A 15239-nucleotide genomic window follows, 5' to 3' on the forward strand; every position below is an offset into this window, starting at 1 on the left:
TTACCGCCCATCTCTGTGAATTCCAACTCCGTGCCCTACAGGCCGAGTTCGTTCTCGATGAAGTCGAAGATCTCGTCGTCCGAGGCGGCGTCGATGCGGCCGGCGACCGCGTCCTCCGCGTCCTCCGGGCCCTGGCCGAGCCGTACCAGCAGGTCCTGCAAGCGCGAGGCGAGCGTGGTGCGGGCCTCGTCGTCGGCGGCGACCTCGGCCAGGTTGCCTTCCAGGGCGTCGAGTTCCGGGAAGGTCATCGACGCGGCGGTGAATGCCTCCGGGGCGATTTCCGCTTCCAGGTACGCGGCGATCGCCGTGGAGGTGGGGTAGTCGAAGAGCAGGGTCACCGGCAGGCGCCGGCCGGTGGCCTTGCCCAGCTGGTTGCGGAGTTCGACCGCGGTGAGCGAGTCGAAGCCGAGGTCCAGCAGACCGCGCTCCGCGTCGACGGCCGCCACCGACTCGAAGCCCAGCACCCCGGCCACGGTGGTGCGGACCAGGTCCAGCAGGAACCGGCCGCGCTCGGCCTCCGGCAGGCTCGTCAGATGCTGCTTGAGCCCCTCGGGCCGCGCGGGCGCGGCCCCGGCTCCGGCGGCCGTCCGCCGGGCGGGCCTGGTGGCGGGCGCGGCCCTCACCAGTCCGCGCAGCAGCGCCGGTACGTCACCGGGCCGCGCCCCGAGCCCCGCGGTGTCGAGCCGCATGGGCAGCACGACGGCGGTGTCCACGGCGCGTGCGGCGTCGAAGAGCCCGGCGCCGTCCTCCGAGGAGAACGGGACGATGCCACCGCGCGCCAGCCGGTTCAGATCGGCGCCTTCCAGCTTGCCGGTCATCTCGCTGCGCTGGGCCCACAGCCCCCACGCGTGTGACTGGACGGGCCGGCCCTGGGCGCGGCAGTGCTGGGCGAAGGCGTCGAGGAAGGCGTTGGCCGCCGCGTAGTTGCCCTGGCCCATTCCGCCGAAGGTGCCGGCGATGGAGGAGAACAGGACGAGCGCGGACAGGTCCAGGTCGCGGGTCAGTTCGTGCAGGGTGAGCGCGGCGTCGACCTTGGGCCGCAGCACCGTGTCCAGCCGCTCGGGGGTGAGCGAGGAGACCACGCCGTCGTCCAGGACGCCCGCCGTGTGCACGACGGCCGTCAGCGGATGTGCGGCGGGGACGGTGGCCAGCAGCGCCGCCAGCGCCTCCCGGTCGGCCACATCGCATGCGGCGAGGGTGACGTGGGCGCCCAACTCCTGAAGCTGCGCACTCAGTTCGGCCGCCCCCTCGGCGTCCGGGCCACGGCGGCTCGTGAGCAGCAGATGCCGTACTCCGCCCTCGGCCGCCAGATGGCGGGCGATGACCCCGCCGATGGTGCCGGTGGCCCCGGTGACCAGCACCGTGCCCTCGGGGTCCCAGGCGGGCGGGGCGGTGTCGGGGACGGGGGTGGTGGTGAGCCTGGCCACCGCGATGTCGCCCTGGCGGACGACGAGTTGTGGCTCGTCCAGGGCGAGCGCGGTCGGCAGGGCGAGCGCCGACTCCTCGTGCTCGTCGAGGTCGACGAGGTCGACGAGGACGAACCGGCCGGGGTTCTCCGACTGCGCGGAGCGCACCAGGCCCCAGACGGCGGCGTGCGCCAGATCGGGCACGTCCGCGCCGGGCGTGGCGGCCACCGCGCCCCGGGTGATGAACACCAGCCGGGAGTCGGCGAACCGCTCCTCGGTCAGCCAGGCCCGGAGCAGCGCCAGCGCCCGGTGGGTCGCGGCCCGTACGGCGTCGGCCACGCCCTGGGGCTCCGGTGCGCAGGGCACCAGTACGGTGGCGGGCACGGCGGCCGGGTCGGCGGGCAGCGCCTCCAGGTTCGGATAGGTGCGCACATCGAGTCCGACGAGCTTGAAGTCGTCGTCGCCGAGCAGGGCCCACTGCCCGGAGGGTGGTTCGGGCGTGGCCGCGGAGGTGTCGGCGGCCACCCAGTCGAGCCGGTAGAGCGAGTCGCCGCCGGTGGCGGCGTCGCCGAGCCGTTCGGGCCGCTTGCGCAGCACCAGCGATTCGACGGTGGCCACCGGCCGTCCGATGGTGTCCGCCACGGTCAGGGCCACCGTGTCGGTGCCGCTCGGCGTGAGCCGCACCCGTACCTCACCGGCCCCGGAGGCGTGCAGCGTCACCCCGGTCCAGGAGAACGGCAACCGGCCCTCGTCCGCCTGGAGCATCGGGCCGAGCGCGATGGTGTGCAGCGCGGCGTCCAGCAGGGCGGGGTGCAGTCCGTAGCCGGTGGCGGCGGACTGCTGCTCCTGCGCCAGCCGTACCTCGGCGAACACCTCGTCGCCGCGCAGCCAGGCCGCGCGCAGCCCCTGGAACGTCGGGCCGTAGCCGAAGCCGCCCGCGGCGAACCGCTCGTACAGGTCCTCGACCTCGATCGGCTCGGCGCCCGGCGGCGGCCACGCCCCGCCCAGGTCGTACGAGCCCTCGGCGGCACCGTCCGCCAGCACACCCGTGGCGTGCCGGGTCCACGGCAGCTCACGGTCCGCGTCCTCGGGGCGGGAGTAGACGTTCAGGGCGCGCCGGCCGTCCTCCTCGGGCGGGTCCACCACCAGTTGCAGGGTGACGGCGCCACGCTCGGGGAGGACGAGCGGCGCCTGAAGGGTCAGCTCGTCGACCCGGTCGCAGCCCACCCGGTCACCGGCCTGGACCGCGAGCTCCAGGAACGCGGTGCCCGGGAAGAGGACCACACCGGAGACCGCGTGGTCGGCCAGCCAGGGCTGGCCGCGCGTGGACAGCCGCCCGGTGAGCACCAGGGCATCGCTGTCGGCGATTTCGACGGCGGCGCCCAGCAGCGGATGCCCGGCGGCGCCCAGACCGGCCGAGGCCACGTCGCCCACGGTGGCGGGCGCGTCCAGCCAGTAGCGCTGCTGCTGGAAGGCGTACGTGGGCAACTCCACCCGGTGGGCGCCACGGCCCGCGAACACCTGCTCCCAGTCCACCGCGCCACCGTGGGAGTGCACCCGGCCCACCCCGGCCAGCAGCGACTCGGCCTCGCCGCGGTCCTTGCGCAGCAGCGGGACGAACGCGGTCCCGGTGCCGGTGTCGGCCTCGGTGTCGGCCTCGGCCAGGCACTCCTGGCCCATGGCGGAGAGCACACCGGCGGGGCCGATCTCGACGAAGCGGGTCACATTCCGCTCGGTGAGGTAGCGGATGCCGTCCCCGAAGCGCACCGCCCGGCGGACGTGGCGCACCCAGTACTCCGGCGAGCACAGTTCCTCGCCCGCCGCCTCACCGGTGACGTTGGAGACCACCGCGATGCGCGGCGCGGAGTAGTCGATCCCGGCGGCCACCGTGCCGAACTCGGCGAGCATGGCGTCCATCAGCGGCGAGTGGAAGGCGTGGGAGACGGTGAGTCGCTTGCTCTTGGCCCCGGTCGCTTCCGCGATCCGCAGGACGGTGTCCTCGTCACCGGAGATGACGGTCGCCCGCGGCCCGTTGACCGCCGCCACGCTCACCCGGTCCTCGTGGCCTTCGAGATGCGGCAGCACCTCGGCCTCGGCCGCCTGGAGCGACACCATCGCACCGCCCTCCGGCAGCGCCTGCATCAGCCGGCCCCGGGCCGCCACCAGCGCACAGGCGTCCTCCAGCGAGAACACCCCGGCCACATGGGCGGCCGCCAGCTCGCCCACCGAATGGCCCACCAGGAAGTCCGGTCGCAGCCCCCAGGACTCGACCAGCCGGAACAGCGCCACTTCAAGGGCGAACAGCGCGGTCTGGGTGAACACGGTCCGGTTCAGCGGCTCCGCGTCCTCGCCGAACACCACCTCCCGCACCGAACCGTCCAGATGGCGGTCCAGCTCCGCGCACACCGCGTCGAACACCGCCGCGAACACCGGGAACGCGGCATACAACTCGCGTCCCATGCCGAGCCGTTGGGCGCCCTGGCCGGTGAACAGGAAGGCCGTCCTACCGGCGTCGGCCACCGTCTCCCGCGCCGTCCCCGAGGCCAGCTCCGCCAGACCCCGCAGCAGTTCCTCCCGCTCGGCGCCGACGACCACGGCGCGGTGGCCGAAGGCCGAACGGCCCGTCGCCAGCGCGTACCCGACATCCACCGGGCGCAGCTCCGGCCGCTCCTCCAGATGGGCGCGCAGCCGCCCGGCCTGCGCCCGCAGGGCCGTCTCGCCGCGCGCGGAGAGCACCCACGGCACCACGTCCGAGTCAACCGTCCGCTCGGCCACCGGCGCGGTGTGCTCGGGGCCCTGCTCCAGCACCACATGGACGTTCGTGCCGCTGACGCCGAAGGCGGACACGCCCGCGCGCCGCGGCCGTCCCGTCTCGGGCCATTCCCGGGCCTCGGTCAGCAGTTCCACCGCACCGGCCGACCAGTCCACGTCGGGCGAGCGCTCATCGGCGTGGAGGGTCTTCGGCAACAGGCCGTGGCGCAGCGCCAGCACCGTCTTGATGATCCCGGCGACACCCGAAGCGGCCTGGGTGTGGCCGATGTTGGACTTCAGCGCGCCCAGCCACAGCGGTCGGTCGGCAGCCCGCCCCTGGCCGTAGGTGGCCATCAGGGCCTGCGCCTCGATGGGGTCGCCGAGCCGGGTGCCGGTGCCGTGGGTCTCGACCGCGTCCACATCGGTGGCCGACAGACCCGCACCGGCCAGCGCCTGGCGGATCACCCGCTGTTGGGAGGGGCCGTTGGGCGCGGTGAGGCCGTTGCTGGCGCCGTCCTGGTTGACGGCCGAGCCACGCACCAGCGCCAGCACCTCATGGCCGTATCTCCGCGCGTCGGAGAGCCGTTCCAGCAGCAGCATGCCGACGCCCTCGGCCCACCCGGCGCCGTCGGCGTCCGCCGAGAACGCCTTGCAGCGGCCGTCGGGGGCCATGGCCCGCTGCCGGCTGAACTCGATGAAGGTGTCCAGCGTCGACATCACCACGACACCGCCCGCGAGCGCCAGCGAGCACTCCCCCTGCCGCAGCGCCTGGGCCGCCTGGTGGAGGGCGACCAGCGAGGACGAGCAGGCGGTGTCCACGGTGACCGCGGGCCCTTCGAGGCCGAAGGTGTACGAGATGCGCCCGGACGCCACGCTGCTCGCGCTGCCGGTGGCCAGATAGCCCTCGAACTCCTCGGGCGCGCGGGTGAAGCGCGAACCGTAGTCGTTGTAGCTGGCGCCGATGAAGACCCCGGCCTGGGTGCCCTTCACCGAGGCCGGGTCGATCCCGGCCCGCTCGAACGCCTCCCAGCTGGTCTCCAGCAGCAGCCGCTGCTGCGGGTCGATGGCGAGCGCCTCGCGCGGTGAGATCCCGAAGAACTCGGGGTCGAAGTGGTCGGCCTGGTGGAGGAAGCCACCGCCGGTGGCGTAGAAGGTGCCCGGCTTGTCGGGGTCCGGGTCGTAGTGGCCCTCGATGTCCCAGCCGCGGTCGGTGGGGAAGTCCGAGATGGCGTCCCGGCCGTCCATCAGCAGCCGCCACAGCTCCTCGGGGGTGGTCACCCCGCCGGGGAGGCGGCAGCTCATGGCCACGATGGCGATCGGGTCGTCGTCCACCGCGACGGCGGCGGGCACCGGGCCCGCCGGGGCGGTGGCCGCGGTTTCACCGGCGCCGCTCTCGGCCAGCAGGAAGCGGGCCAGCGCGGTGACTGTCGGGTAGTCGAAGACGAGGGTGACCGGCAGCCGCAGCCCGGTGGCCGCGTTCAGCCGGTTGCGCAGATCGACGGCGGTCAGCGAGTCGAAGCCCAGCTCGCGGAAGGCGCGCCCGGCCTCGACCGCCGCGGTGTCGGAGTAGCCGAGCGCGGCGGCCACTTCGGTGCTGACGAGGCCGGCCAGCGCGTCCTCGGCCTCCTGCGGCGACAGCCCGGCCAGCCGCTGGGCCAGGGGCGTGTCCTGCTCGCCCGTGGTGGCGGCCGCCGTCTCCGCCCGCCGGGCGTCGGGGAGTTCGCCGAGCACGGCGGCCCCGTCCAGGGAGGGGGTGGCGGCGATGAGCCGGTCCCACTCGACATCGGCGACGGCCACATGGGTGTCGGCCACGTCCAGGGCGCGCTGGAGGGCGGCGATCGCCAGGTCGGGCGCCATCGCGGGCATACCGGTGGCGCGCAGCCGCGCCTCGACGGCCTCGTCCACCAGCCCGCCACCGGACCACGCGCCCCAGGCCACGGAGGTGGCGGGGAGGCCCTGGGCGCGGCGGGCGTGGGCGAGCGCGTCGAGGAAGGCGTTGGCGGCCGCGTAGCTGCCCTGGCCGGGGCCGCCGAGCGTGCCCGCGAAGGAGGAGAAGAGCACGAAGGCGGACAGCTCACGGCCACGGGTGAGCTCGTGCAGATGGAGCGCCGCGTCCACCTTCGGGCGCAGCACCCCGTCGGCGCGCTCGGGGGTGAGGGTGTCGAGCACCCCGTCGTCCAGGACACCCGCGGTGTGGACGACCGCGTCGAGCGGTGCCTCGTCCGCGTCCAGCGTGGCAAGGAGGTCGGCCAGCGCGTCCCGGTCGGCCGCGTCGCACGCGGCCACGGTCACCCGGGCCCCCGACTCCCTTATCTCGTCCGCGAGTTCGGCCGCCCCGGGGGCGTCGGGGCCCCGGCGGCTGGTGAGCACCAGGTGTTCGGCGCCGCCCCGGGCCAGCCAGCGCGCCACATGGGCGCCCAGGCCGCCGGTGCCGCCGGTCACCAGCACGGTGCCGCGCGGCCGCCACGGCTCGGTGGCGTCGGCCGCCGCCGAGGCCCTGACCAGCCTGCGCCCGTGGACCCCGGAGGCGCGCACCGCGACCTGGTCCTCATCGGTCAGCCGGCCCGCGAGCACACCGCACAGCCGCGCGATGGCGCGGTCGTCGAGGGTGCCGGGCAGATCCACCAGACCGCCCCGGCGCCGCGGGTACTCCGCGGCCGCGATCCGGCCCAGGCCCCAGCTGAGTGCCTGCAGCGGGTGGTCCAGCGCGTCCGCGCGGCCCACGGACACCGCGCCGCGCGTGGCGTACCACACCGGGACGTCGGCGCCGGTGTCGCCGAGCGCCTGTAGCAGGGCGAGGTTGAGGGCCAGGCCGAGCGGCTGTGCCGTGCCCGGTCGGTACGGGTCCTCGACGAGCGCGAGGAGCGAGAGCACCGCGGTCGGTGGCGTATCCGCCGTGGCCTCGCCGAGCCTGCGGGCGAGCGCCTCGCGTACGGCGTCGGCCTCGGTCAGCTCCACCAGCCGTACCTGGGCCCCGCGTTCCCGCAGCGCCTCCGCGACGCGCGGGCCCTCCGGCGCTCCGACGGGCGCGGCGATCAGCCAGGTGGCACCGCCCGACGACCGGTCGTGGGGGGAGGTGAGAGCGTCGCCCAGGGGCTTCCAGATGACGTGGTGGCGCCAGGAGTCGAGCACGGACCGCTCGCGGCGCGCCCGGCGCCACGCGGCCAGCGCCGGAACCACCATGGCCAGGGACGACTCCTCGGCGTCCACCTCCAGCTCGGCGGCCAGCGCGGCCAGGTCCCCACGCTCCACGGCCTCCCAGAAGTCCGTGTCCACCGCCTCGCCTTCGGCGGATGGGGAGACGGCTGCGGAGGAGCCTTCGAGCCAGTAGCGCTGCCGCTGGAAGGCGTACGTGGGCAGTTCCACGACCGCGGCCCCGGCGCACACCGCCGCCCAGTCGACGGCCACGCCCCGGACGAACGCCTCGCCCAGCGAGGCCAGGAACCGCTCCGGACCACCCTCGTCACGCCGCAGCGACCCCACGACCACCGCCTCCTCGGCGGTCGCCTGGAGCGGCAACGTCAGCACCGGATGCGGGGACATCTCCAGGAACGTCCCGAACCCGGCGGCCGACAGGGCCCGCACCGCCGACTCCAGCTCGACCGTCTCCCGCAGATTGGTGTACCAGTACCCGGCGTCCAGACCGGCGGTGTCGATGGTGTCGCCGGTGACCGTCGAGCAGAACGGCACCTCGGCGCGGCGCGGGGCGATCGGGGCCAGCACGTCGAGGAGTTCATCGCGCAACTCCTCGACATGGGCCGAGTGGGACGCGTAGTCCACCGGGATCAACTTCGCCCGTACGTCCTCGGTCTCGCACTCGGCCTGGAGTTCACGCAGCGCCTCCGGGTCACCGGACACCACGATCGAACCGGGACCATTGACCGCCGCCACCGATATACGGCCACCCCAAACGGTGATCCGCTCCCGCACCCGACCAGCGCCCTCCGAAACCGACATCATCCCGCCACGACCCGCCAGCCCACGGGCAATGGCCTGCGAACGCAGCGCCACCACCCGCGCCCCGTCCTCCAACGACAACGCACCCGCCACCACCGCAGCCGCGATCTCCCCCTGCGAATGCCCCACCACAGCAGCCGGAACCACCCCACACGCCCGCCACACCTCCGCCAACGACACCATCACCGCCCACAACGCCGGCTGCACCACATCCACCCGCCCCAACGCCTTCTCATCCCCCAGCACATCCGTCAACGACCAGTCCACGAACCCCGACAGCGCCACCTCACACTCCGCCAACCGACCCGCGAACACCGGCGACGAATCCAGCAACTCCACCGCCATCCCCACCCACTGCGACCCCTGCCCCGGAAACACGAACACCGGACGGGCGTCGGTCGCCGCCACTCCCTCGCCGCGCACCACACGCGGGGACTCGCCGCCCGACGCCAGTGTGCCCAGTGCGTCGATCAGCTCGTCACGGTCGCCGCCCAGGACCAGCGCCCGGTGGTCGAAGCGGCCACGGGTGGTGGCGAGTGAGTGGCCGACGTCGGCCGGGGACAGCCCGGGGCGCGCGGTCACATGCGTCAGCAGCCGTTCGGCCTGCGCCCGCAGACCCGCCGCGCTCTTCGCCGACAGCACCCATGGCACCACTCCCCGGCCCACCGGGGCGTCCCCCTCGGCCGCGCTCTCCGCATGCTCCTCCTCGGGCGCCTCCTCGAGGATGGTGTGCACATTGGTGCCACTGGCGCCGAAGGCCGAGACGGCGGCCCGGCGTGGCTCCTCGCCGCGCGGCCACTCCCTGGCCTCGGTCAGCAGTTCCACCGCCCCCGCCGACCAGTCGATCCGCGAGGAGCGCTCCTCGGTGTGGAGGGTCCTGGGCAGCAGGCCGTGGCGCATGGCCTGCACCATCTTGATGACACCGCCGACACCACCGGCTGCCTGCGGATGGCCGATGTTGGACTTCAGCGAGCCGATCAGCACGGGGCGGTCCGGCGTGCGGTCCTTTCCGTACGTGGCGAGCAGCGCGCCCGCCTCGATCGGGTCGCCCAGCGGGGTGCCGGTGCCATGGGCCTCGATCGCGTCGATCTGCTCCGCCGTGAGTGCGGCGTTGGCGAGCGCCTGGCGGATCACCCGCTGCTGGGAGCGGCCGTTGGGCGCGGTGAGGCCGTTGCTGGCGCCGTCCTGGTTGACGGCCGAGCCACGCACGACGGCCAGCACCTTGTGGCCGTTGCGCCGCGCGTCCGTGAGGCGTTCCAGCAGCAGCATGCCGACGCCCTCGCCGAGGCCCATGCCGTCGGCTCCCTCGGCGAACGCCTTGCAACGGCCGTCCTGCGCCAGCCCGCGCTGCCGGGCGAAGCCGATGAGCCCCATCGGGGCGCCCATCACGGCGGCGCCGCCCGCGAGGGCGAGCGAGCAGTCGCCCTGGCGCAGCGACTGGCAGGCCAGGTGGAGGGCGACCAGCGAGGACGAGCAGGCGGTGTCGATGGTGACGGCCGGGCCCTCCAGGCCCAGGGTGTAGGCGACGCGTCCGGACATGATGCTCGCGGAGATGCCCGTGACCAGGTGTCCCTCAAGACCCTCGGGCATATGGGGCCAGTCGGGGATGTAGCCCTGGTAGGCGGCGCCCACGAAGATGCCGGTCTTGCTGCCGCGCAGCGCCGCCGGATCGATTCCGGCGCGCTCGAACGCCTCCCAGGAGGTCTCCAGCAGCAGCCGCTGCTGCGGGTCCATCACGGTGGCCTCGCGGGGCGAGATGCCGAAGAACGCGGGGTCGAACTGGTCGGCGTCGTGGAGGAATCCACCCTCGGTGGCGTAGACGGTGCCCTGCCGGTCGGGGTCCGGGTCGTAGAGGTTCTCCAGGTCCCAGCCGCGGTTGCCGGGAAATCCGGAGATGGCGTCGCGCCCGCCGGTGACGAGCTCCCACAGATCCTCGGGGCCGCGCACATCGCCGGGGTAGCGGCAGCTCATCGCCACGATGGCGATGGGTTCCCGGGAGGCGGCGGTGAGTTGCTGATTGACCCGGCGCAGCCGTTCGGTCTCCTTCAGAGACTCCCGCAGCGCGCCAACGATCTTGTCGGTTGGGTTTGCCATTGTCAGCTCCGCAGTCGAGTCTCGTCAGAGGTCGTTCTTGTCGTAGGCCATGCGCACGAGGTCATCCACGTCCAGGTCGTCGATGGACTCGGCGGGCTCCTCGTCCGCCGGTGCGGTGGCGGGGTCGTGGGAACCGGCCAGCCGCAGCAACTCGTCCAGCAGTCCGGATTCGCGGAGCCGGAGCAGGGGGATGGAGGTCAACGCCGCTCGGACGCCGGCCTCTTCGGGGTCGAGGGTGGTGTCGTCAGTGGCGGCGGTGTCATCGGGGAAGAGCTCTGCGCCGATGTGTCCGGCGAGCTCCTCCGCGCTCGGGTAGTCGAAGACGACGGTGACGGGGAAGCGGAGCCCGGTGGCGGTGCCCAGGCGGTTGCGCAGGTCGACGGCGCTCAGGGAGTCGAAGCCCAGCTCGCGGAAGGCGCGCGTGGCGTCGACGGCCTCGGGGCCGGGGTAGCCGAGGACGGTGGCGATCTGCGAGCGCACCAGCGACAGCACGGCCGCCCGCCGGTCCGCCGGGGCCAACTCGGTCAGCCGGTCGCGCAGCGAGGAGGACTCACCGGTCGCGTCCGCCCGGGTGTCGGCGTCGGCGGCGAGGATCCGCGCCACGTCGGGCACCTGGCCGATGAGCGGGCTGGGCCGGGCCGAGGTGAAGACGGGGACGAACCGCTCCCAGTCCACGTCGGCGACCACCACCACGGTCTCGTCCCGCTCCATCACCTGCCAGAACGCGTCGATGGCGAGCCGGGGGGACATGAACGGGATGCCACGGCCGCGCAGTTGCTCCTCGGCGAGGTTGGCCGCCATCCCGCCCTCCTCGGGGCTCCAGATGCCCCACACCACCGAGGTGGCGGTGAGGCCGCGGGCCCGGCGGTGCTCGGCGAGCCCGTCGAGATAGGCGTTGGCGGCGGCGTACGCGCCGTGTTCGCCACTGCCCCAGACGGCCGAGATGGACGAGAAGAGCACGAAGGAGTCGAGCGTGTCCCGGTCGAAGAGGGCGTCCAGGTTCGCGGCGCCCGCGACCTTGGCCTCCGCCGTGTCCGCGAACTCCGCCAGATCGGTGTCGGCGAGCGGGACGAGCACACCGGCACCGGCGATGTGCAGTACGGAACGGATCGGCGGGCCCTCGGCCTCCACCTGCCGTACGAGCGCCTCCAGCGCGGCGCGGTCGGCCACATCACACGCGGCCACGGTGACCTTGGCGCCGAGCTCGGTCAGTTCGGCCTTGAGCTTGTCGGCGCCGGGCGCCTCGGGGCCACGGCGACTGGTGAGCACCAGGTGTTCGGCACCGGCCTGGGCCAGCCGGCGGGCGATCTGGGCTCCGACGCCGCCGGTGCCGCCGGTGAGCAGCACGGTGCCCTCGGGGGTCCACGCGGGGCCGCTCCCCCGGTGCTCCGCGGCCCGTACCAGCCGCCGGACGAACACCCCGGAGGGCCGTAGGGCCAGCTGGTCCTCGTCGTCGAGGCGGCCCGCGAGCGCACCGCACAGCCGGGTGGTCACCCGGCCGTCGACGGTGTCCGGCAGGTCTACCATGCCGCCCCAGCGCTGGGGGTGTTCGAGTGCGGCGACCCGGCCCAGTCCCCATACGGCCGCCTGGGCGGGGCTGTCGAGTGCGTCGGTGCCGCCGATGGACACGCCGCCACGGGTGGCCAGCCACAGCGGGGCGTCCAGCCCGGTGTCGCCGAGGGCCTGGACGAGGGCGAGGGTGAGCGCGAGTCCCATGGGCACGCCCGTGTGTGCGGGGTGCGGTGCGTCGGGGAGCCCGAGCAGCGAGAGCACTCCCGCCGGGACAGCCCCGGCGGTGGCCTCGGCGAGCCGCGCGGCGACCGCGGCGCGGTCGGCCTCGGCCACCTCGACGGTGACGACCGTGGCGCCGTGGGTCTCCAGGCCACCGCGTACGGCGTCGATGAGCTCGGTGCCGGGGTGTCCGGCGGGGTATTCGGCGGGGTGTCCGACGAGGTGTCCGGCCGGGACCGCGAGCAGCCAGGTGCCGGTCAGGGCCGCCGATGCCGGGTCCGGCACCCGGTTCCAGGTCACGTGGTAGCGCCAGGAGTCGAGTACGGACCGCTCGCGGCGGCCGCGCCGCCAGGAGGACAGCGCCGGGAGCACGGTCCGCAGCGACGACCGCTCCTCGTCGGCGTCCACTTCCAGCGCGGCGGTCAGCGCGGCCAGGTCCCCGCGCTCGACGGCGTCCCAGAACTCGGCGTCCATCGGGTCGCCCTCGGCGGCGGCCGCCCGCGTCGCGGGCCGCTCCAGCCAGTAGCGCTGCCGCTGGAAGGCGTACGTGGGCAGGTCCACCACGGACGCGCCCAGCCCGGCGAACACCGCGGCCCAGTCGACGGCCACGCCCCGGACGAACGCCTCGCCCAGCGAGGCCAGGAACCGCTCCGGACCACCCTCGTCACGCCGCAGCGACCCCACGACCACCGCCTCCTCGGCGGTCGCCTGGAGCGGCAACGTCAGCACCGGATGCGGGGACATCTCCAGGAACGTCCCGAACCCGGCGGCCGACAGGGCCCGCACCGCCGACTCCAGCTCGACCGTCTCCCGCAGATTGGTGTACCAGTACCCGGCGTCCAGACCGGCGGTGTCCAGGGGCGTGCCCGTGACGGTGGAGTGGAAGGTGATGTCCGAGGTGCGCGGGCGGATCGGGGCGAGCAGTTCGAGCAACTCCTCATGGAGCGCTTCCACATGGGCCGAGTGGGACGCGTAGTCCACCGGGATCAGCTTCGCCCGTACGTCCTCGGCCTCGCACTCGGCCTGGAGTCCACGCAGCGCCTCCGGGTCACCGGACACCACGATCGAACCGGGGCCATTGACCGCCGCCACCGATATACGGCCGTCCCAGGCAGTGATCCGCTCCCGCACCCGACCGGCGCCCTCCGAAACGGACATCATGCCGCCACGACCCGCCAGCCCACGGGCAATGGCCTGCGAGCGCAGCGCCACCACCCGCGCCCCGTCCTCCAACGACAGCCCACCCGCCACCACCGCAGCCGCGATCTCCCCCTGCGAATGCCCCACCACAGCAGCAGGCGCCACCCCACACGACCGCCACACCTCCGCCAACGACACCATCACCGCCCACAACGCCGGCTGCACCACATCCACCCGCCCCAACCCCGGACCCACCCCCCGCAACACCCCGCTCAACGACCAATCCACAAACCCCGACAGCGCCACCTCACACTCCGCCAACCGACCCGCGAACACCGGCGACGAATCCAGCAACTCCACCGCCATCCCCACCCACTGCGACCCCTGCCCCGGAAACACGAACACCGGCTTCCCGGCATGGCCCGCCACACCCTGGACCACGAGGCCACCGGGCTCGGCCCGGGTGAGCGCCGTCAGTCCGGCGCGGAAGTCCTCGACGCCGCCACCGACCACCACCGCTCGGTGGTCGAAGCGGGCGCGGGTGGTGGCCAGCGAGAAGCCCACATCGGCCGGGGACGGCTCCGGACCCTCCGCGAGACGCGCCAGCAGCCGCTCCGCCTGCCCCCGCAGGCCCGACTCGGTCTTGGCCGACAGCACCCACGGCACCGCCGCGCCGCCCACGGGTGCCACGTCGTCGGTTGACGTGTCCGCGGGCCGGGTGGCCTCGGGGGCCTGCTCGATGATGGCGTGGGCGTTGGTGCCACTGGCGCCGAAGGCGGACACCCCGGCGCGGCGGACCCGCCCGGTCTCCGGCCACGGCCGGGCCTCGGTGAGCAGTTCGACGGCGCCCGAGGACCAGTCCACATTGGGCGAAGGCTCCTGGATGTGCAGGGTGCTGGGCAGCACCCCGTGGCGGATCGCCTGCACCATCTTGATCACGCCGCCGACGCCCGCGGCGGCGGCCGTGTGGCCGATGTTGGACTTCAGCGAGCCGAGCCACAGCGGCCGGTCGGCCGGGCGGTTCCTGCCGTACGTGGCGAGCAGGGCGTTCGCCTCGATGGGGTCGCCCAGCGACGTACCCGTGCCGTGTGCCTCGACCACGTCCACATCGGTCCCGGAGAGGGTGGCGTTGGCCAGCGCCTGGCGGATCACCCGCTGCTGGGCACGGCCGTTGGGCGCGGTGAGGCCGTTGCTGGCGCCGTCCTGGTTGATGGCGGAGCCTCGTACGACCGCGAGCACGGTGTGACCGTTGCGGCGGGCGTCCGAGAGCCGTTCCAGCAGCAGCACTCCGACGCCCTCGCCCCAGGCGGTGCCGTCGGCCGTCGAGGAGAACGCCTGGCAGCGGGAGGAGGTGGACAGCGCCCGCTGGCGGCTGAACTCGATGAAGCCGCTCGGCGTGGACATCACGGTGGTGCCGCCGGTGAGCGCCATCGAGCAGTCGCCCTGGCGCAGCGCCTGGCACGCCATGTGCAGCGCCACCAGCGACGACGAGCACATGGTGTCGACCGTGACGGCCGGTCCCTCCAGGCCCAGGGTGTAGGCGACCCGGCCGGAGAGGATGGCGCCCGAGGCCCCCATGGACATCTGGCCTTCGAGCCCTTCGGGGAGCTCGGTCAGATCGCGGGCGTAGTCGAAGTCGGTGGCGCCCATGAAGATGCCGGTGTCGGTGCCGCGCAGGGTGCCCGGGTCGATCCCGGCCCGTTCGAAGGTCTCCCAGACCACTTCCAGCAGCAGTCGCTGCTGCGGGTCCATGGTGAGGGCCTCGCGTGGCGAGATGCCGAAGAACGCCGGGTCGAACTGGTCGGCGTCCTGGAGGAATCCGCCCTGGCGGGCGTAGGTGCGGCCCTCGCGGTCGGGGTCCGGGTCGAAGAGGTTCGGCAGGTCCCAGCCCCGGTCGGCAGGGAAGTCGGCCATGCCGTCCCGGCCTTCGGCCACCGCCTGCCACAGATCCTCGGGGGAGCGGATGTCGCCCGCGTAGCGGCAGTTCATCGCCACGATGGCGATGGGCTCGGGGGCCTGCAGCTCCTGGATGCGGCGGTGTGCGGCGCGGAGGTGGCCGGTGGCCCGCTTGAGGTAGTCGCGCAGCTTCTTCTCGTTGTCCATGGTCGTCAGCTCCTCAAGAGGGCCGGAACGTCGGTGGCGGCCGGGGCGGTGGCGCGG

2 protein-coding genes are annotated in these 15239 nt (G+C 73.9%); both read right to left on the bottom strand.

What is annotated here, in order from left to right; translation table 11 throughout:
- Positions 1–35: 35 nt before the first annotated feature.
- Positions 36–10208 carry a type I polyketide synthase gene (locus ACMTAK_RS07910; RefSeq protein WP_461773808.1) on the bottom strand — a complete coding sequence of 3391 codons (10173 nt, stop codon included), beginning with the start codon at positions 10206–10208 and terminating at the stop codon, positions 36–38.
- 24 nt (positions 10209–10232) lie between these two features.
- On the bottom strand, positions 10233–15182 hold the full coding sequence (locus tag ACMTAK_RS07915) for a type I polyketide synthase (RefSeq protein WP_413805519.1): 4950 nt from the start codon (positions 15180–15182) through the stop codon (positions 10233–10235).
- Positions 15183–15239 lie beyond the last annotated feature (57 nt).

Origin of the sequence: Streptomyces lacaronensis (assembly GCF_047337785.1) — a bacterium.
In the GTDB taxonomy this organism is placed as follows: Bacteria; Actinomycetota; Actinomycetes; order Streptomycetales; family Streptomycetaceae; genus Streptomyces; species Streptomyces lycopersici.